The 20,762-nt window shown below is 69.8% G+C and carries 11 protein-coding genes; 5 read left to right on the forward strand and 6 right to left on the reverse strand.

The genetic code is table 11. From position 1 onward, the window contains the following. Nucleotides 1–56 precede the first annotated feature (56 nt). The gene (locus tag F573_RS0111765) at nt 57–2,498 is read left to right on the forward strand and encodes a transporter substrate-binding domain-containing protein (protein WP_019022740.1); all 2,442 of its coding nucleotides are present in this window, start codon (nt 57–59) and stop codon (nt 2,496–2,498) included. On the opposite strand, the gene F573_RS0111770 is transcribed toward F573_RS0111765, so the two are convergent. From F573_RS0111770 to F573_RS0111795, 6 genes are all read right to left on the reverse strand, one after another. Next, on the reverse strand, nt 2,455–4,668 hold the full coding sequence (locus tag F573_RS0111770) for an EAL domain-containing protein (RefSeq protein WP_019022741.1): 2,214 nt from the start codon (nt 4,666–4,668) through the stop codon (nt 2,455–2,457). The two genes, F573_RS0111765 and F573_RS0111770, sit on opposite strands and share 44 nt — an antisense overlap. 96 nt (nt 4,669–4,764) lie before the next feature. Further along, entirely contained in the window at nt 4,765–8,952 is a 4,188-nt protein-coding gene (locus F573_RS0111775; RefSeq protein WP_019022742.1) for a translocation/assembly module TamB domain-containing protein, read from the reverse strand. Continuing rightward, nucleotides 8,949–10,709: an autotransporter assembly complex family protein gene (locus F573_RS0111780; RefSeq protein ID WP_369773217.1), complete on the reverse strand. Its 1,761-nt coding sequence runs from the start codon at nt 10,707–10,709 to the stop codon at nt 8,949–8,951. The genes F573_RS0111775 and F573_RS0111780 overlap by 4 nt, the downstream gene beginning before the upstream one ends. A 120-nt stretch (nt 10,710–10,829) precedes the next feature. Beyond that, entirely contained in the window at nt 10,830–11,915 is a 1,086-nt protein-coding gene (locus tag F573_RS0111785; protein WP_019022744.1) for an ABC transporter ATP-binding protein, read from the reverse strand. Then, nucleotides 11,915–13,717, reverse strand: a complete 1,803-nt coding sequence (locus F573_RS0111790) for an iron ABC transporter permease (RefSeq protein ID WP_019022745.1) — start codon at nt 13,715–13,717, stop codon at nt 11,915–11,917. The genes F573_RS0111785 and F573_RS0111790 overlap by 1 nt, the downstream gene beginning before the upstream one ends. A gap of 154 nt (nt 13,718–13,871) precedes the next feature. Beyond that, nucleotides 13,872–14,927, reverse strand: coding sequence for a Fe(3+) ABC transporter substrate-binding protein (locus F573_RS0111795; RefSeq protein WP_019022746.1), 1,056 nt, complete (start codon nt 14,925–14,927; stop codon nt 13,872–13,874). Between the two features lie 168 nt (nt 14,928–15,095). Here F573_RS0111795 and glnE point away from each other — a divergent pair, with 168 nt between their 5' ends. The 4 genes from glnE to hldE are packed head-to-tail and all read left to right on the forward strand — an operon-like array spanning nt 15,096 to nt 20,756. Next, nucleotides 15,096–18,056: a bifunctional [glutamate--ammonia ligase]-adenylyl-L-tyrosine phosphorylase/[glutamate--ammonia-ligase] adenylyltransferase gene (glnE, locus tag F573_RS0111800; protein ID WP_019022747.1), complete on the forward strand. Its 2,961-nt coding sequence runs from the start codon at nt 15,096–15,098 to the stop codon at nt 18,054–18,056. Between the two features lie 35 nt (nt 18,057–18,091). Beyond that, a complete protein-coding gene (locus F573_RS0111805) occupies nt 18,092–19,012 on the forward strand; it encodes a branched-chain amino acid transaminase (protein WP_019022748.1) in 921 nt (306 codons plus the stop codon). Nucleotides 19,013–19,051: 39 nt separating this feature from the next. Next, complete coding sequence (locus F573_RS0111810; RefSeq protein ID WP_018869775.1) at nt 19,052–19,279, forward strand: zinc-finger domain-containing protein; 228 nt, start codon at nt 19,052–19,054, stop codon at nt 19,277–19,279. 46 nt (nt 19,280–19,325) lie between these two features. Next, a complete protein-coding gene (gene hldE, locus F573_RS0111815) occupies nt 19,326–20,756 on the forward strand; it encodes a bifunctional D-glycero-beta-D-manno-heptose-7-phosphate kinase/D-glycero-beta-D-manno-heptose 1-phosphate adenylyltransferase HldE (protein WP_019022749.1) in 1,431 nt (476 codons plus the stop codon). Nucleotides 20,757–20,762 lie beyond the last annotated feature (6 nt).

Consider the following 20,762-nt stretch of genomic DNA (forward strand, 5'->3'; position numbering starts at 1 on the left):
GGAAAATCGCGATGACCGCCGAGCGCGCGTCGTCCGCTGCCGCGACAGGGAGGGTCATGCCAAGCGCATTCCGCCGGGGTCCGAATTCGCGCCGTACCATCTGCTTCCGGTCGGTCGCGGCTTTCTTTGCGCTCGCCTGGCTGCTGGCCGGGCTGCTGCTGTCGGCCGTCCCCGCGCACGCTGCGGACGACCCGTGGCGGGTGGCCGTGGCCGAGACGGGCTGGCCCCCGTTCGAGTATCTCGACCATCGGGGCGAGTGGTCCGGGCTGACCTCGGATTACCTGCGCCTGATCGCCCAGCGCCAGGGTCGTGAGCTGGAGACCGTGGTGGTCCCGGACTGGGACGCGGTCCTGGAGGCGGTGGAGACCGGAGACGCGGACGTCGCGGGCTCCTTCGCGCGGGTCGAGGGCCGCGCCGAAGCGCTGAACTACACCGAAAGCTATGTCGACAATCCCGTCGTTCTGGTCACCCGGCGGGACACGGAGGACCTGCGCCGTCTGGAGGACCTCGCGGGCCGCAGCCTCGCGGTCGAACGCGGTCACGCCCTGGATCAGCTGATCCCCGACGCCCATCCGCAGATCGATCTGCAGCGTTTTGCGGACGCCGAGACCGCGCTGCGGGCCGTGGCGACCGGCGAGGTGGAGGCATGGGCCGGCAGCCTGCTGGTGATGGCCTGGGTCGCGGAACGCCATGGCCTCGCCAACCTGCAGGTGCGCGGGCCACTGCCCTTCGCCACCGGTTCGCTGCGTTTCGTGACCGGGCCGGAGGATGCGGCGCTGCGGGATACGCTCGACCGGGAACTGGAGGCGATGGATGATCCCACCCACGCCGAGCTTCGGCGTCCGTGGATGGCGGACGCAGTGACGGCCTGGGGCACCGGACGGCTGGTCGAGCTGACCGACGAGGAGCGCGCCTGGCTGGGCGAGCACGGCGCAATCCGCTACGCCGCCACCCCGGACTGGCCGCCGTTCGACGACCTCGGCCCCGAGGGCCAGCATCGGGGGATCAGCGCGGACTTCCTCCGGCACGTGGCGGAACGCACCGGGCTGGTCTTCGAGCATGTCCCGGTGGAATCCTGGAGCGAGGCCGTGCGCCTGTTCCGGGACGGCGAGGTCGATTTGCTGACCAGCGTGCAGCAAACCCCGGAACGCGATGAATTCATGGACTTCACCCGTCCCTATCTGGAGATCCCGCTGGCGCTGGTGACCACGGTGGACGGCCCGTCCGTCGGCTCACTGTCGGATCTGGCGGGTCGGCGGGTCGCGGTGCTGGCCGATTCGGGGATGCTGGCCGATCTGCGGCGTGAGCAGCCGGACGCGGAGATTGTCGAGCGCCCCTCCACCGATGCGGTGCTGCGGGCGGTGGCCGATGGCGACGCCGAGGTCGCGCTGGACAACCTGCTCGTGGTGGCGGGGCCGGTCAGGGCGCGCTACGCCGGACTGCTGGAGGTCGCTTCCACCGTCGAGGGCGCGGACGAGCGCCTGCGCCTCGCGGTGCAGCCCGGCGAGGAGCGCCTGCGCGAGATCCTCGACCGGGGACTGGACAGCGTGACCCCGGCCGAGGCGGCGGCGATCCAGCAGCGCTGGACCACGATCACCATCGAAGAGGACATCGACTGGGGGCGGGCCCTGCGGCTGGCCGCCCTGGTCGCCGGGGTCGCCCTGGTGATCCTTGCCATCGTGCTGTATTTCAATCGCCGCCTGCGCCGGGCCTATGCCGATCTGGAGGCCGCCCAGGCGCAGCTGGTCGAATCGGAGAAGATGGCGGCACTGGGTTCCCTGGTGGCCGGCGTGGCACACGAGATCAACACCCCGCTGGGCGTGGCGATGACCGCGGATTCGCAGCTCAAGTCGGATCTGGACACGTTGCAGCGGCGCTACACCGCGGGCGAGATGACCCGTTCCGATCTGGAGCGGCTGCTGGAACGCGCGCGTGAAGGCCACGACATCGTGGCCTGGAACCTCGAACGCGCCGCCGGTCTGGTGCGCGACTTCAAGCAGGTGGCGGTGGACCGCCAGCGCGACGAACGGCGCGAATTCGAACTGCGCGGCTTTGTCGACGAGGTGCTGCACGGGCTGTCGCCGCGCCTGTCACGCGCCGGGATCGAGGTGGCGAACGCGATTCCGGAAGGCGTGATCCTTGATTCCTGGCCGGGGTCCCTGTCGCAGATCCTGACCAACCTGCTGATCAACGTCGAGGAGCATGCCTGTCCCGAGGGCTGCCGGGTATGGCTGCGTGGCCGGGTGCAGGACAACGATTGGGTGGAGATCGAGTGCGCCGACGAGGGACAGGGCATGGACGCCGCGACGCGTTCCCGGGTGTTCGAACCCTTATTCACGACCCGCCGCTCACAGGGCGGCAGCGGGCTCGGTCTGCACATCGTCTGGAACCAGGTGACCGGGCGCCTGGGCGGCAGCGTGCGAGTGGAGAGCGAGCCGGGTCAGGGCGCCCGCTTCATCCTGCGTCTCCCCCGGCGGGGCGGGCCTGCCACGAACTGAATTCGTCGGCGGGCAGGGCCGGGGCCCACAGAAAGCCCTGCCCCTCGTCGCAGCCCATGCTCAGCAGCAGGTCGCGCTGCGCCGGGGTCTCCACCCCTTCGGCGATCACCCGCATGCCCAGATGATGCCCCAGTTCGATGATCGCGCGGGTGATGCTGCGCGCGTCCTCGCTGGTCTCCAGCGGGGTGATGAAGGCGCGGTCGATCTTCAGGCGGTCGGGACGCACGCGCCGCAGATAGGCCAGGGACGAGTAGCCGGTGCCGAAGTCGTCGATCGCCAGCTCCAGGCCCAGCTCGCGCAGGGCGTCCAGGCTGGCCATGCTGGAGTCCACGTCTTCCATCAGCACGGTTTCGGTGATCTCCATCTCCAGCGGGGCTTCCAGCGGCTCGTGGCGGCGCAGCAGCCGGCGCAGGCGGGCCGGAAACTCCTCGTCCGCAAGCTGCATCGCGGACAGGTTGACGCTCAGCCGGCAAGGGCGGTCGTAGCGACGGGCCAGCGCACGCTGGTATTCCAGCGCGAGTTCCAGCACCCGTTCCCCGATCGGCCGGATCAGACCGGAGGATTCCGCGATCGGGATGAACTCCGCAGGTGACACCAGTTCGCCCTGGCGACGCCAGCGCAGCAGGACCTCCGCACCCACGGTCTCGCCGGTGGCCAGGTCGATCTGGGGCTGGAACCACGGCATGAGTTCGTCGCGTTCCACCGCGCCCCGCAGGTCCTGGAGCAGGTTCAGGCGACGTGCCAGCCCCTCGTCGATGGCACGCGAATAGGCCGCGATCTCGCCCGGGTGGTCGCGCCGCGCCAGGCCCAGGGCCACGTCGGCGTTGCGCAGCAGGGTCTCGGCGTCAGTGCCGTCCTCGGGGTAGCGGGTGAGTCCGGCACTGATCTCCAGGCGCAGCGGGGTGTCGACGATGTCGAAGGGATCGGCGGTCGCCTGGAACAGGCGTTCCGGCGGGGTGTCCGCCGGCAGCAGCAGGACGAAGGTGTCGCCGCTGATGCGACCGGCGGCATGGGCCTCGGGGAAATGCTCGACCAGCCGCTGCCCCAGGGCCACCAGCAGACGATCCCCCGCGGCGCGCCCCAGGACCGAGTTGAACTCGCGAAAGCGCACGATGTTGACCATCGCGATCTGCAGGTTCAGCGATTCCGCCGGTGTCGTGCTGCGCTGGATCATGGCCTCCAGCTGCTGGGCGAACAGCGCGCGGTTGCCCAGTCCGGTCAGGGTGTCGAAATAGGCCAGCTGGCGGGTGCGCTCGTACAGCGACAGGTTGTCCAGCGCCACCCCGAGGTTCATGCCGAAGACCTGCAGCAGCTGGCGCTCGACCGATTCCAGTGGCCGCCCCACATGCAGCCAGATGACCGCTGGCGCCTCGTGTTCGCCCGACCCCAGATGCACGAACAGATCCCCGTTGCCGTCATCGCCCAGGCCGCGTTCGAGGCAGCGGCGGATCGCCGACACCGGCATGCCCGCCCCCTGACTGTCCAGGGCCTCGCCCGGGGCGGCCTCGATACCGGCGACCGCCAGCAGCCGCGGGGGATCGGTGCCTTCGACCACCGCCCCCTGCGGCGCCACATCCAGCGCGCGTGCCAGCTGCTGCAGCATGTTTTCGGCAAAGCGGCGTCGTTCGCGGTCGCGCAGCAGCAGCGGCACGGTGTCGACGATGAAGCGCAGGCCTTCTTCGCTGCGATGCACGATCATCAGGTCACGATAGGCGCGCAGGGCCGCCAGCGTGGTGGCGTACAGCCGCTCCGCGCTGAGTTCGGTCTTTACCCGGTAGTCGTTGATGTCGTAATCCGCGATGACCTGGTACTCGGGGGCCAGCCCCGGGTAGCCGGTGCGCAGCACGATGCGCACGTCGCGGTTGCCGATCTCCTCGCGGATGCTGCGCACCAGTTCCAGCCCGGCGTGGTCGTCTTCCATCACCACGTCGAGGAAGACCAGGGCGATGTCGTCCTGCTGCTGGAGCACGCGCCGCCCTTCGGCGGCGGAGTAGGCGCTGAGGAACTCGAGCGGGCGTCCCTGAAAACGGACGTCGCCCAGGGCGAACCGGGTCGCGCGGTGTACCTCGGGCTCGTCGTCGATGATCAGCACCCGCCAGGCACGTTCTTCGGTGGCGGCGGCGGGCGGATCCTCGTCGCGAAACAGCGGCGGTTCGGTGGAATCCGGCAAGGGGCCCTCCGGCATGTCGGGGCAACTCCCGCAAGTATCGCACGGGATATCTCGGCGTAACAGGTGCATGGCCCGCAGCCCCGGTCCGGGGCGGGGTCAGCGCTCGTGACGGTAGATCAGGTCGATCGCCTGGCCCTCGCTGCCCGAGGAGGTCTCCACGCTCAGCGAACGGGTCAGTTCATAGCGCAGCAGCACCCGCGAGGTGTTGTCGAACAGCCCGACCGTGTAGCGCAGCAGCAGTCGCGGCGACAGGTAGAGCCCCAGGGTCAGCGCGCTCTGGTCGAGGCCGGCCTCGGTGTCCAGCTCCACCTCGTCCAGGCCCAGCTCGGTGCCGATGCGCTGGGTGATCATCGCCCCCTGTTCCAGGCCCCAGCCGGCGGCGGCCGCGGCCAGCATGTTGCCGTCGGATTCCGATGCCCCGGACAGCGGCCGGCCGGTCAGCAGGTAGGACAGGGCCTCGGTCTCGTCCATCGGCGGCTCGGAGAAGATCCGGCTGCGCAGGGCCTCCGGGGTGCCGCCGATCTCCAGGCCCACGGTCACGTTGTATTCGGGCACCCGGCGTACCGCGCGCAGGTCGAGATCGGGCGCCTCCGGCGGTCCCTGGAACAGCAGGATGCCGCGGTCGATCTGCAGGTCCTGGCCGTAGGAGGTGTATTCGCCCTCGGGGATGCGGATCTCGCCGAACATCTGCGTCGGGCGCCCGGTGACCTGTTCCACGTCCACTTCGCCGGCAAAGCGGGCCGTCAGGCCAAAGCCGTCGAAACGTACGTCATCGCCCAGATGCAGGCGCACGCGGATATCGATGGGGAGCGCCGCCGGACGCTCCTCTTCCTCACCGACAATGACCTGATCGCCCGATACCCGCACCGCGCCCGGCGGCAGGTCGGGCGGGCGCAGGCGCGCCCACGGCACGCTGATACCGCCACGGATCGCCAGGCCCTCGTCCGGGCGAAAGCGGATGCGCAGGGCCGGTTCGATCAGGGCCTCCGCATCGGCACGGTTGACCGCGAGGAAGTCTTCCCCGTCGACCCGCAGCAGGACCTGCGGGCCGTCCTCGCCGAGATCGGCACGGCCGTCCAGGTCGATCCGGCCCTCGCCGGACTCCAGGGCCCCGCTGATCGTCATCTCGCGCGCGGACAGCACATCGGCGCGCAGCTCCGGGATCGCCACGTCGATGCCCGCCTCGGGGATCGTGACCCCGCCATCGTGGAAGCGCAGTCCGCCTTCCACCAGCGGGTCCTGCAGCGGCCCGTCCAGTCCCAGCGCCAGCTCGAACGCGCCGCGCAGGTTCTCGATCTCCGGGCTGGTGGCCGCGAGCCAGGCAAGATCCTCCAGCCGCGCCTCCAGGTCGCCCTGAATGCGCGTCACCCCGTCTTCCTCGCGCAGGGCGATATCGGCCCGGGCCATGCCGTTGTCGAGGAAGTCCAGGCGCAGGGCTGCATCCACGTCGCGGTCGCGCACCCGGGCCGTCAGCCGGGTGTCCCGCCACGGGACCTCCTGCAGGAGGTCGTCGCCGTCGCGTACCTGCAAAACGCCATCGCTCGGGGTGACGGCGAGATCCGCATCCAGCCGGCCGTCGGCGTCCAGACGCCCGTCGGCCTGCGCATCCACGGTGCCCTGCAGGGCCAGCTCCGGTGGCAGCAGGGGTTCCAGCCAGGCAAGGTCGATCGCCGCCAGGCGGGCGGCGAAGCTCGCAGCGCCCGTCGCGTCGCGCCGCCCCTCGGCGCAGATCTCGCCGTCATCGCGGCGCAGGCACAGCCGTTCCAGGCGCGCCGATTCCGCGCCGCCTTCCAGTGCCACCGGCTCCGCCAGTGACCAGCGTCCGGCGAGCGGCTGATCCAGTTCGAGCTGCTCGATGCGGCCGCTCCAGTGCAGCGCCTCGGTGTCCAGCCCGCCGCCCAGTCCCAGTTCCAGCCGCCCGAATTCGGTTGTTTCGAGGTCCAGGCGGGCGCGATGCTCGCCGGCGGTGCCCTCCGCGGTCAGCCGCAGGCGTTCGATCAGTGGCCGGTCGTCCGCCTCGATTCCCTGCAGGCTCAGGTCGATGGCCGCCGGGGCGGTCTCCGCGAGCCCGGCGTCCGCCTCCAGTTCCAGCCGCTGCAGCGCGAAGTCCTCGAAGCGCAGCCCCGAGCCGCGGCCGCGGGCGGTCACGCGCGGGGCCGCGCGCTCTCCCTGCAGATGCGCGTCCAGTTCCAGTTCGCCGCCCAGTCCCGGCATCAGTGCGTCCAGCCCCGGCGCCTGCAGTGCGATGTTGAGGTCGAGGGTGTCGCCCACGCGCCCCCCGATCCGGGCGTGGTTGTCTCCCAGTCCCAGCGCAAGGTCGTCGATTTGCAGGACCTCGTCCGCCAGCTGCAGTCGGCCCTGGCCGGATACCGGCTGCCCGCGCAGGGTCCCGTCGAGCCGGTCGATGCGGGCATCGACCTGCGGCCCGGTCTCCGGGTCCAGGCGCCCGGAGCTTTCCAGATCCAGGGCCAGACGGCCGGCGAACTCGGGGGCGGCCAGGCTCGGGTCGAGGTCCCGTGCCGCCAGCTGCAGCGCCCAGTCGAGTCCCTCGGCGTAGCCGACTTCACCGCTCAGGGCGAGTCGCGCCCCGGGGTCGCTGTGCAGGTTCAGGGCACGGATACGGGCACGGCCGGCGTCGAGGTCGATGCGGCCGTCGCCGAGTACCCCTATGCCCCGCGCGGTGGCATCCAGCGCCGCGATCTCGAGCCTGGCGTCGAAGTCGGCTTCGGCCGGGTTCAGTGCACCGTCCAGCGCCAGCCTCAGTTGTTCGAGGCGGGCGTCGGCCCCGGCCCGAAAGGCGGAGGCGTCGACGTCTTCCAGCTCGAGTTGCAGGTCGAATGGCCAGCGGGTGTCGGGGTCGTCGGCGGCGGCCTGGAGTCCTTCGAGATGGCCCTGCAGCGTCAGGCGGGCATCGCCCAGCGCGAAACTTCCCCGCTCGAAGCGGGCCCGGCCTTCGGCCAGCTGCAGGTCGAGTTCGCCGGACAGTGGCTGGTCTTCGAAATGGCCGTCCAGTTCGGTGAGGGTGACCGCGGCCTCCAGCGCGGCCAGCGGGTTCTCCGCCCCCGGTGGCAGGCGTCCCCGGCTGGTTGCGCTCAGGCGCCGGATTCCGGCATCCAGCTCCGGCATGTCGTCCAGTGCCTTTCCCAGCGCCGCGAGATCGAGATCGTCCAGATCCAGTCCCAGGTCCCAGGTGAGCTCATCGGCGAAGCCCGCCTCGCCGCTGACGGCGAGATTCCCCGCCGCGGAGCGCAGATCCAGGGTTTCCACGCGTGCGGACTCCGGATCGCCGTGGGCCGCGAGCTGGAGGGCCAGCGCGGGCCACGGGTCCAGCCGTGCACCGGTGGCCAGCGCCAGATCCCAGTCGTCCGGGGTCGCGTCCGCCTGCAGTCGTCCGGCGTCCAGCGTCAGCCGGGTGTCGGGTTGCAGCGCCAGCGCGAACGCCTCCCAGGCGTGCTCCAGCTCCAGCGCGGGGGCATCGAACGGGTCGTGCAGGGTGGCACGGGTCTCCATCGCCGGGCCGGCCTCCACCCGGTGGTTCAGGCGCAGGCTGCGCCGCAGATCACCTTCCAGATTCAGCGCGCCGGCGACGTCCTCGCGCTCCAGCCATTCGCCGGCCGCCTCGGGCAGCCCCAGCCGCCAGCGTCCGCCGGCCTCCAGCGGGAACTCGCCGTCGGCCTGCAGTCGGGCGTGCAGGTTCAGCCGCAGCGCCGGGTCCGGCAGGGCCGCGTCCAGGTGGTGCAGGTGCAGTTGCGTCTCGCGGGCGCTGGCACGGGCCTCCAGGTGCGTGAGGGCGAACAGATCGTCGCCGGTCCGGGTCACGCGCAGATCGGCCAGCCACAGGCGGTCGAGATGGAGGCCCAGCAGCGGGATGGCGATGCGCTCGGGCAGTTCGAAGACCGGCGGATCGTCCATCTCCTCGGGCTCGGGTACCTCGTCGGGGGCCTCCGGCAGATCCACCCGCAGGCCGCGCGCGCCCAGCTCGGCCACGCGCAGGTCCAGGGCCAGCAGCCCGGCGATGTCCAGGGCCACGCGTGCCTCGTCCACCGCGATGTTCGGGCCCTCGGGCAGCTCCAGGGTCAGTCCGCGCACGGACAGGCCGCGGAACAGCGTGCCTTCCACCTCCGTGATGGCGAGATCCACCGGGGCATGGCGTTCGCCCTGTTCGGCCAGCCAGCGGGTGCCGGATTCGGTGGCCAGCAGGGTGACCACGGCGGCCACCAGCCCCGCAAGCAGGATCAGCAGGACCCCCAGCCCGCGGACCCCGATGCGCAGCCAGCGCTTCACAGGTCCGGCCCCATGGAGAAGTGGATGCGGAAGTCATCGTCGGAGTCCGGTCCGTGGGCGATGTCCAGGCGGATCGGACCGACCGGCGAGCGCCAGCGTACGCCGACCCCCGCGCCGTAGACCGTGTCGAAGTCGGAGAAGTCGTCGAAGGCGTTGCCGGCGTCCACGAAGATCGCCGCGCTCCAGTCACCCACCACCGGGATCTCGTATTCGGCACTGCCCACCAGGCGGTGTCGTCCGCCGATGATGTCGCCGTCCTCGTTCTTCGGCCCCAGTTTCTGGTAGCCATAACCGCGGATGGAACCGTCGCCGCCGGCGTAGAAGCGCAGGGAGCTGGGCAGTTCCCGCACCGAATCAACCTCGGTGAAGCCGACATCGGCGCGCAGCAGCGCGCGTCCCGGTCCCAGACCGCGGATGTAGCGGGCGTTGCCGCGCACCTGGGCGAAGCTGGTGGTGGAGAGGAGTTCCTCCGCGGCCCCCTGGACCGTGCCCTCCAGGCGGTAGCCCCGGCGCGGGGTCATCGGGTCGTCGGCCTCGGTCCGGCTGACGCGGTAGGAGGGGATCAGCAGTCGGGAGGTGTCGGTCTGATCGCTGACGGTGTAATCCTCGTATTCGTAGCGCACCATCTCGGTGGTCTGCCAGCCGGACTCGCGCTGCAGTACACGGCTGGTGCCCAGCTGGAAGCGGTCGAACTGCTGGGTGCTGGTGTCCTCGGTGCGCCAGGAGGTGAACAGGTTCAGGCGTTCGCGCAGCGGGTCGCGCAGCGGGATCTCGTAGTTGAAGGCCACGCCGGAACGCACGGGCGAGGCCTCCACCTCGCCGGTATAGCGGTGACCGCGGCGGTTGGCGTAGCGGTTTTCCATGCCGAAGCGCGTGCGCGGGCCGATGTCGGTGGAGTAGCCGATGCCGGCCTCGAAGGCCAGGCGGTTGCGCGGCTCCAGTTCAACCATCACCGGTACCCGGCGCTCCTCGGCCTCGTCACGCAGCGGGCGCACGCGCACCGATTCGAAATAGCCGCTGTTGTTGAGATTGCGCTGCAGTTCGATGATCCGCGCGGAGGCATAGGGTTCGCCGGGCTCGAATGGCAGCAGACGCTGCATGAAACGCCCGCGCAGGATGTCCTGCTCGATGCGGATCTCGCCCAGCTGGTAGCGCGGTCCGGTGTCCATGTGCAGCCGGATGGACGCGGTACGCTCTTCGGTGTCCACCTCCAGGCGGCGCATGGTGAGCTCGGCATCGAAATAACCGCGTTCGGCGGCCACCCGGGTGAAGCGCGAACGCAGGGCCTCGTAGCGGTCATGGCGCAGCACGTCGCCGGTGGCGATCTGCGTCTGCATCAGGATGGCCTCGAATGCGGGGTCCATGCGGCCCTCGCCGGTCACCTGCAGGTCCAGCCACTCCACCGTGGTCGGCGGGCCGGGGTCGAAGTCCAGGTTCAGGGTCCAGCAGGGGCCGGAGTCTCGGTCCAGCGACAGTTCCAGCTCCGGATGGTAGTAACCGATGGCGCGCAGGGCGTCGCGGGCGCGGCTTTCGGCGTCGCGCAGCACCCGGCTTTCGCGGAATTCGGGAAGCTCGCAGCGCTGGCGCGCGATGTTGAGGGTCGCCTCGATGTTGTCGCGCTGTTCGGCAGTGCCGCCCTCCAGCGCCAGGCGTGGACGTTCGTCCCCCGCCGCCGGTGCGGCCAGCAGGAGCTGCAGCGCGAGCAGGGCCGCGAGGCAGGGACGGCACAACCGGGCGGGAACGGGGATGGAAGTCATCGATGGCGGGTCACGCGATCACGGGGGAAGGGCCGAATGGGTGTCGACAGGCCTGACGGGTCTCTCTTCCGAGTCCGGACGCGGGCTGCGGGTTCCGCGCTCGCTCGTTTCCTGCGAGGGTCAGCCGCTCGGGCAGTCGACGCCGCTTTCCCGCGAGAATACCACCAGATGGGAGAAATCCAGGCGCAGGCGGACATGCTCCCCGATCACGAAGTTGTCGTGGGACGGTGCCATGCACTGCACGCTGAGGCCATCGGGCAGGCGCAGGGTGTAGAGGAAATCCGCGCCGCGGAAGGCCTTGTCCAGCACCTCGGTGCGGACCTCCCCGTTCTCGTTGTCGATGGCGATGTCGTCCGGGCGAACCAGCACGTCCACTGCGGTCCCCGGGGGCAGCGCCTCCGACAGCGGGCCCTGCAGGTGGCCCAGGGCAGTGTCGACCTGATTGCCGGGCTCCACCATGCCGGGGATCAGGGTGCCCTCGCCGATGAAATCCGCGACGAAGCGGTTGGCCGGGCGGTGGTAGAGGTTGTAGGCGCTGTCCAGCTGGGCGATGCGCCCCTCGTGGATGACGGCGATGCGGTCGGCGAAGGCGAATGCTTCGTTCTGATCGTGGGTCACCAGGACCGCGGTGGTGTTCTCCGCGCGCAGGATTTCGCGCACCTCGCGCGCCAGTTCGCCGCGCAGCTCGACGTCCATGCTGGAAAACGGCTCGTCCAGCAGCAGCAGGCCCGGCCGCGGCGCCAGCGCGCGGGCCAGCGCCACGCGCTGCTGCTGCCCGCCCGACAGGGCGTGCGGGTAACCCGGTTCATAGCCGATCAGGCCGACCAGCCGCAGCAGCTGCCGGACCCGCTCGTCCTGGGCTTCGCGGCTCCAGTGGCGGATGCCGAAGCGCAGGTTGTCGCCCACCGACAGGTGCGGGAACAGGGCAAAATCCTGGAACACCATGCCCACACCGCGTTTTTCCGGGGGCAGGGTGAACCCCGGGTGACTCATGGCCTGACCGTTCAGGCGGACCTCGCCGCGCATCACCGGCTCGAAGCCGGCGATCGCACGCAGCAGGGTGGTCTTGCCGCAGCCGGAGGGGCCCAGCAGGCAGCCGATCTGGCCCTCCGGGAGCTGCAGCGAGGCGTCGTGGACGACCGGCTGCCCGTCGTAGCCGATGTCGACGTGGTCGAGATCCAGAAGCGGCGTATGGGGTACCTGCATCAGCGTTCCTGTGGGTCGTCGGCGCGCGGGTCCGCAGCCGTGCCCGCGGGCATCGCCAGCGGCCGCGAACGCGGGCGGCGGTCGGGGTCGTCGGTGGTGGCCTGCGCGGTTTCGGCGCCCTGGCCGGGGCGCGAGCGCCCGATGGTCATCGACAGGAGGATAACCGGAACCAGCCCCACCAGCACGATGGCGAGGGCGGCGCTGGACGACTCCCGCAGGCGTTCGTCCCCGGCCAGCTCGAAGGCGCGCACCGCCAGGGTGTTGAAATCGAACGGCCGCAGGATCAGCGTGGCCGGCAGTTCCTTGAGGACGTCGACGAACACCAGCAGGAGTGCCGTCAGCAGGGTGCCGCGCATGATCGGCATGTGCACCCGCCACAGGGTCTTGAGCGGATGCAGGCCGAGCGAGCGCGCGGCGTCGTCCATGCTCGGCTGGATCTTGCCGAGCCCGGCTTCCACGGTCTGCAGCGACACCGCGAGGAAGCGCACGGCGTAGGCAAACAGCAGCGCGAACACCGTGCCCGACAGCAGCAGTCCGGTGCTGACGCCGAAGGTCTCGCGCATGAAGCTGTCCAGCGCGTTGTCGAAGGCCGCGAACGGGATCATGATGCCGATGGCGATCACCGTGCCCGGTACCGCGTAGCCCATGCCGGCGATGCGCACCGCCACGCGGGTGATCCGTCCTCCCTCCATGCGCTGGGCGTAGGCCAGCACCAGAGCCAGGGCGACGGCGATGATCGCGGCGGCAGTCGCCAGCCAGAAGGTATTGAACACCAGACCGTAGAACCGCGGATTCATCCACTGATCGGTCGTCTGTATCGCCCACAGGGCCAGCTGCGCCGTCGGGATCAGGAAGCCGAACAGGATGGGCAGCAGGCAGGCCAGAAACGCCCCGGTCGCCTTCCAGCCGCGCAGGCGATAGCGCGGCAGCGTGGAATAACGCCGGCTGGTGTGGTGGAAGCGGGCCTTCGCGCGCGACCAGCGCTCCAGCAGGATCAGTATGAAGACGAAGCTCAGCAGCACGGCCGCCAGCTGGGCGGCCGCGGCCGGATCGCCGAGGCCGTACCAGGTGCGGAAGATGCCGGTGGTGAAGGTGCTGACACCGAAATAGGCCACGGTGCCGTAGTCGGCCAGCACCTCCATGAGTGCCAGGGTCAGCCCGGCGATGATCGCCGGACGGGCCAGGGGCAGTGCGACCCGGCGAAAGCCCTCCCAGGGGCCGGCGCCCAGCGTGCGCGAGACCTCCAGCACGCAGACCGACTGCTCCAGAAAGGCCGCCCGGCTGAGCAGGTAGACGTAGGGGTAGAGCACCAGCAGCAGCATGACCATGGCGCCGCCCAACGAGCGGATCTCGGGGAACCAGTACTCACCGTAGCCCAGCCCCGTGAGCTCGCGGATCAGCCCCTGCACCGGCCCGGAAAAGTCGAGCATGCCGGTGTAGGTGTAGGCGATGATGTAGGCGGGCATCGCCAGCGGCAGCATCAGCGCCCACTGGAAGACCGAGCGGCCCGGAAACTCGCACATGCTGATCAGCCAGGCTACCGGCACGCCGATCAGCAGTACGCCGATCCCGACCCCGACCAGCAGCACCAGGGAGTTGGTGACATAGTCGGCCAGCACCGTCTGGCGCAGGTGTTCCCAGACCTCGCCGGCGGGGATGAACACGTGTCCGAAGATCACCAGCACCGGCAGGGCGAGGACCAGCGCGGTGATCACCGCCACCAGCGACCACGGGCTGAGCGGCAGCCGCGGGCGGCGGAAGGCGGGCATGCGGGCCCCGGTGCTGGTGGTGGCTTGGGTCATGGAGTGCAAATAGTAAAGGTTCTTGTTTCGAATTCCATGGGTGACCCCGCAGTCTGCGGGGAGTACGGCCACTGCTGCGCTCCGGGGGGCCACACGCAAGCGCCCCGACCACGGGGTGGCCGGGGCGCTGCGGGGGTCTCCGGGTCAGGCGGGATCAGCGCCAGCCACCCCGGTCGAGGATGCGCACCGCCTCGGCGTTGTTCTCGCCCAGCAGGTACAGGTCGATGTCGTCGGAGACGAAATCACCGAAGCCGGCGAGGATGTCGCTGGCGGGAACGTCGTCGCGGATCGGGTATTCCTGGTTGGCCTCGGCGTACCACTCCTGGGCGGATTCGGAGGTCAGGTACTCGATCAGCCGCGCCGCGTTCTCCTGGTTGGGCGCGTGGGCGGTGACCCCGGCGCCGGAGATGTTCACGTGCGTGCCGCGGTCGTCCTGATTGGGCCAGAAGACCCCGATCTGCTCGGCCACTTCGCGATCACGCCCTTCGCCTTCCAGCATCATGCCGAGGTAGTAGGTGTTGGCGATGGCGATGTCGCACACGCCGTCGGCCACCGCGCGGATCTGGTCGCGGTCACCTCCCTGCGGGCGCCGGGCCATGTTGGCCACGATGCCGTTGACCCACTGCTGGGCTGCGTCCTCGCCCTCGGTGGCGATCATGGAGGCGACCAGCGACTGGTTGTAGATGTTGTCGGAGGAGCGGATGCAGATCCGGCCTTCCCACTGCTCGTCGGTCAGGGCCTCGTAGGTCGACAGCTCGGACGGGTCGACCCGGTCGGTGTGGTACATGATCGGGCGGGCGCGCATGGACAGGCCGAACCACTCGCCATCCGGGTCGCGGTAGCGCTCGGGGACGTTGTTCTCGAGGGTCGTGCTCTCGATGCCCTGGAGAACCCCGGCCGCATGGGCCTGGTGCAGGCGGCCGGCATCCACGGTGATGAAGACGTCGGCGGGCGAATTGCGTCCCTCCTGGCGCAGCCGCTGAAGCAGGGCGTCGGCACCCCCGGTCACCAGGTTGACCTCGATCCCGGTCTCGTCCGTGAAGCGTTCCAGCAACGGCTGGATGAGCTGTTCCTGACGTGCGGAATAGAGATTGACCTCACCGGCGTCCGCGGCACCGTTATCGGCGTCGGGGCCACAGCCAGCAAGCGGCAGAGTGATGGCCACCGTGGCGGCGGCACCGATGATCCAGTTCAGGGGGCGGGTACGCATGGCTGTTGGTCCTCGAGACGGTTGGTTCCTGTAGTTGATTCGCCATAAAAGCGAGAACGATTGTTATTTGTATTAGCTTCCGTGGTCAAGTCCCATCATCCGGATTGTTTCTCGCGGCGGCCCGACCCGGACGTGCACATCGATCGGTGTTTCCCTAATCTGAGACCCATGGACAAGCCACTGCCGCAGACCCCCGCCCCGCTGCCCGCCGCGCTGGAGGACGAGATCCGGCGCCTGTGGGAGGAGTTGGAACCCGCGGAAGGCATAGCGCCGGACTCGCCCCCCGCCGAGCACCGGCCGCTGGCCTTCAGCCACTACCTGGCGCAGACGGTGCGGCGCCATCCGGCCTACCTGCTGGAGGCGCTGGATGCCGAGGGCCGCATGCCGGCCTGCACCGACGCGGACTTTCATGCCGCCCTGCAGGCCCGGGTGGACGCCGCGGAGGACGAGGAGGGCCTGCGCCGGGCCCTGCGCGAGACGCGCCACCGCGAGCTGCTGCGGATCGGCTGGCGGGATCTGGCCGGCGCGGCGGATCTGGAAGAGGTGATGCACGACCTCAGCCGCCTGGCGGACGGCCTGATCGGCGCGGCGCTGGGATGGCTGGATGCGCGGTACCGCGCGCGCCACGGCCAGCCACGCAGCGCCGAGGACGGTTCGCCGCAGTCGCTGGTGGTGCTGGGGCTGGGCAAGCTGGGCGGCGGCGAGCTCAATTTCTCCTCGGACATCGACCTGATCTTTGCCTTCGAGGACAACGGCGAGACCGACGGCGCGAAGCCGCTGGACAACCCGACCTATTTCCAGCGACTCGGCCGGGCGCTGATCGCCGCGCTGTCGGAGGTGACGGCGGACGGCTTCTGTTATCGCGTGGACATGCGCCTGCGGCCGTTCGGCGACAGCGGGCCGCTGGTGATGCATTTCGACGCGATGGAGGACTACTACCAGGCCCACGGCCGCGAGTGGGAGCGCTACGCGCTGATCAAGGCGCGGGTGATTGCCGGCGACGGCGAGGCCGGGGCACGCCTGATGCGTCGGCTGCGGCCGTTCATCTATCGCCGCTACCTGGATTACGGCTCGCTGGCCAACCTGCGCCAGCTCAAGCAGATGATCAACGACGAATCCGCGCGCAAGGGCCGGTTCGAGGACGTGAAGCACGGCGAGGGCGGCATCCGCGAGATCGAGTTCATCGGCCAGGCCTTCCAGTTGATCCGCGGCGGGCGCGACCAGGCCCTGCAGCGGGGCGACCTGCTGGGCGTGCTGCGGGTGCTGGGCGAGCGCGAGCTGCTGCCGGGCTACGTGGTGGAGCAGCTGGAACGCGGCTATCGCTTCCTGCGGCGGGTGGAAAACCGCCTGCAGATGCTCAACGACCAGCAGACCCACCGCCTGCCGCGCGAGGGCGATGACCGCGCGCGCCTGGCGCTGGCCATGGGGTTCGAGGACGAGGGCAGTTTCGAGGCCGCCCTGGTACGCGAACAGCACCGGGTCCATGCCCATTTCGATCAGGTCTTCGTCGCCCCGCAGCGTGCCGGCGAAGAAAGCATGGAGGACTCGCCGGAGGCCGATCGCGAGCAGCAGATCCAGCGCCTGTGGATGGGCACCCTGAACGAGGAGGAAGCCCGTGAGGCGCTGGCCGGACTCGGCTTCAACGATCCCGGGTCGGCCTTCGCCGGCATCCATGATCTGCGCGAAAGCCCCGGGGTGCGCGCGATGAGCACCACCGGGCGCCAGCGCCTCGACCGCCTGATGCCGCTGTTGCTGGGGGCCATCGGCGAGCAGGATGCCCCCGACGATGTCCTGCCGCGGGCGCTGCAGCTGATCCGCACCATCGCGCGGCGCTCGGTGTATCTGTCGCTGCTGGTGGAAAACCCGCTGGCACTGTCACAGCTGGTGCGTCTGGTGGGTGCGAGCCCGTGGATCGGCGACCAGCTGACCCGGCACCCGCTGCTGCTGGACGAGTTGCTGGATCCGCGCGCGCTGTATGCCCCGCCCGACCGCGAGGGCCTGCAGGCGGAACTGGAAGACGAGCTGGCGCGCTTCCCGGGGCAGGACCACGAGCAGATGCTGGACCGCCTGCGGCAGTTCAAACAGGTGCAGACCCTGCGCGTGGCGGCCGCCGACATCACCGGCTACCTGCCCCTGATGAAGGTCTCGGACCATCTGACCTGGCTGGCGGAGGTGCTGCTGGAACAGGTGCTGCATCTGGCCTGGGAACACATGGTGGAGCGTTTCGGCGCGCCGCAGTGTGGCGAGGATGCCAGCGCCTGCCGTCCGGCGCGTTTCGCGGTTATCGGTTACGGCAAGCTGGGCGGCTTCGAACTGGGCTACGGTTCGGATCTCGACGTGGTGTTCCTGCACGACAGCGACGACAGCGCCAGCGCGCGCACCGCCGGGCCGAAGGTGATCGACAACAGCGAGTTCTTCGCCCGGGTCGCCCAGCGGGTGGTGCACCTGCTGGGGGCGTTCACCGCCTCGGGGCGGCTGTACGAAGTAGACACGCGGCTGCGCCCCTCGGGTACGGCCGGTTTGCTGGTTTCCGGGCTGGAGGCGTTCCGTCGCTATCAGGACGAGTCGGCCTGGACCTGGGAACACCAGGCACTGGTGCGGGCGCGCTTCGTGGCCGGAGATCGCCTGCTCGGCGAGGATTTCGCCGCGCTGCGCCGGGAGGTGCTGACCCGCCCGCGCGACGCCGATGCGCTGCGCCAGGAGGTGGTGGAGATGCGCCGGCGCATGCTGGCCGAGCACGCGTCGAAACCGGGTGAAGGGTTCCATCTCAAGCGCGACCGTGGCGGTATCACCGACATCGAATTCATGGTTCAATACTGGGTTCTGGTTGCCGCGCACGAGCATCCGGCAGTCTGCGAATACCCGGACAAGATCCGCACCCTGGAGGCCCTGGGCGCCAGTGGGGTGATCGATGCCGGGTTCAGCAGCGAACTGGCCGATGCCTATCGCGACCTGCGCAACCGCATCCATCGTTTGACTCTGGCCGGGCGCGACGCCCGCGTGGAACAGCCGGATGCGGAGCTGGAAGCGGTGCGCGAGCGGGTGATGCGTGCCTGGGAGAGCGTGTTCGGCGACGCCGGCCCCGATATCGAATCCGGGGGCGAATCCGAGGTCGATTCCGGGGCCTGACCCGACGAAACAACACGAAACAGAGGACACAAGCGATGTCGATGGCCGACCGGGACGGGGTGATCTGGCTGGATGGCGAGATGGTGCCCTGGCGGGATGCGAAGACCCATGTGCTGACCCATACCCTGCATTACGGCATGGGGGTGTTCGAGGGCGTTCGGGCCTATCCTACCGATCACGGACCGGCCATCTTCCGCCTCGAGGAGCACACCCGGCGGCTGTTCAACTCGGCCCGGATCCTGGGCATGACTCTGCCGTTCACCGCCGAGCGCCTGAACCGCGCGCAGCAGGCGGCGATCACCGAGAACAACCTCGAGAGCGCCTATCTGCGGCCGATGGCCTTCTTCGGTTCCGAGGGCATGGGCCTGCGCGCCGACAACCTCGAGGTGCACGTGATGGTGGCCGCCTGGAGCTGGGGCAGTTATCTCGGCGATGACGGCATCGAGAACGGCATCCGCATCCGTACCTCGTCGTTCAGCCGGCACCACGTGAACGTGACCATGTGCAAGGCCAAGGCCAACGGCAACTACATGAACTCGATGATGGCCCTGCAGGAGGCGACCCGCTGTGGCTACGACGAGGCCATGCTGCTGGATACTGAGGGCTATGTCGCCGAGGGCAGTGGCGAGAACATCTTCATCATCCGCGACGGGGTGATCTACACCCCCGACCTGACCTCGGCGCTGGACGGCATCACCCGGCGCACGGTGATCGAGCTGGCGGCCGAGGAAGGCTTCCGCGTGGTGGAAAAGCGCATCACTCGCGACGAGGTCTACATCGCCGACGAGGCCTTCTTTACCGGGACCGCCGCCGAGGTCACCCCGATCCGCGAGGTCGACGACCGGCCGATCGGCTCCGGCAGCCGCGGTCCCATCACGGAATTGCTGCAGTCGCGCTACTTCGACGTGGTCCATGGGCGCGATTCCCGCCATCAGGACTGGCTGACCTACGTCTGATTGATTCACGCGACCCCGACCCGGAGCGAGACCCGAACCATGGTGAATCCCGAAACCGCCAAACATCAGGATCAGTACGAGACCGCCAACGCCGAGACGACCGTACGGGTCACCAGTGCGGACCTTCCGCTGCACTGCCCGGGCCCCAGGGCGGCGCTGTGGGCCTCGCACCCGCGGGTCTACATCCCGATCGACGAGACCGAGGACGGGCGCTACCAGTGTCCCTATTGCGGCACGATCTACATCCTCGAAGACGCCGCCGACTGATTTCGCGCCCGGGGACTGTCGCTCGGCGGAACCCCGGCGCGAGCGCATGACCATGACCCTGCCCCCCCTGGACCAGGCCCGCGTGCTGGTCGCCGGCGACCTGATGCTGGATCGCTACTGGCACGGCGCGACCGACCGCATCTCGCCGGAGGCCCCGGTGCCCGTGGTGCACGTGCGCGACATCGAGCAGCGTCCGGGCGGGGCCGGCAACGTCGCCCTGAACCTGGCCGCTCTGGGCGGGCGTCCCGACCTGGTGGGGGTGACCGGGGACGACACCGCCGCGGCCGATCTGTCCGCCTTGCTGCAGGAGGCCGGCGTGCGCTGCCAGTTCCGCCGCCGGTCGGGGGGCGCGACCATCACCAAGCTGCGGGTCATCAGTCGCCATCAGCAGCTGATCCGGCTGGATTTCGAGGACGGTTTCCCCGGCGCCACGGCCGGTGACCTGCTGGCGGATTTCGAACCGTTGCTGCGGGACTGTCAGGTGGTGGTGCTGTCCGACTACGCCAAGGGCGCGCTGCGCGACCCGCAGCCGCTGATCCGCGCGGCACGGGCCGCCGGCCGTCCGGTGCTGGTGGACCCCAAGGGCACCGACTTCTCCGCCTACCGCGGCGCCACCCTGGTGACGCCCAATCTCGCGGAACTGGAGGCCGTGGCCGGTCCCTGTCCGGACACGGCGGCGCTGGAACGCGCGGCCACCGATCTGCTCCGCGAGCATGGCATCGAGGCGTTGCTGGTCACGCGCGGGGCGGAGGGCATGACCCTGTTCCGTCCCGACCGCCCGCCGGTGCATCAGTCGGCGCGCGCCCGCGAGGTGTTCGACGTGACCGGTGCCGGCGACACCGTGATCGCGACCCTGGCGGCCGCGGTGGCGGCCGGCGAGCCGCTGGAGGATGCGATGCATCTGGCCAACCTCGCCGCCGGGATCGTGGTCGGCAAGCTGGGCACCGCGACGGTATCGCCGGACGAACTGCGCGCGGCGCGGCACGAGCCGGAGGGCGCCGATCGCGGCGTGGTGTCCCGCGCCGGGCTGATGGCCGTGCTGGAGCGCGCGCGGGCTGCCGGTGAGCGTATCGTGATGACCAACGGCTGTTTCGACCTGCTGCATGCCGGGCACGTGGCTTATCTGGAGCAGGCCCGGGCTCGCGGCGACCGGCTGGTGGTGGCGGTCAACGATGACGCCTCGGTGCAGCGCCTGAAGGGCCCCGGACGACCGGTGACCCCGCTGGAGGGCCGCATGGCCGTACTCGCCGGCCTGGCCGCGGTGGACTGGGTGGTGCCGTTTGCCGAGGACACCCCGGCGGCGCTGATCGGCGAGGTGCTGCCCGACGTGCTGGTGAAGGGCGGCGACTACAGGCCGGAAGACATTGCGGGTTATGATACCGTCACCGCGGCCGGCGGCCGGGTCGAGGTGCTGGGCTTCGTGGACGGCTGTTCGACCAGCGCGGTGATGGAGCGGATCCGGCAGGGCCATTACTGAGGCAAC

The sequence above is a fragment of the Thioalkalivibrio sp. ALE23 genome (assembly GCF_000378545.1).
GTDB lineage: Bacteria > Pseudomonadota > Gammaproteobacteria > Ectothiorhodospirales > Ectothiorhodospiraceae > Thioalkalivibrio.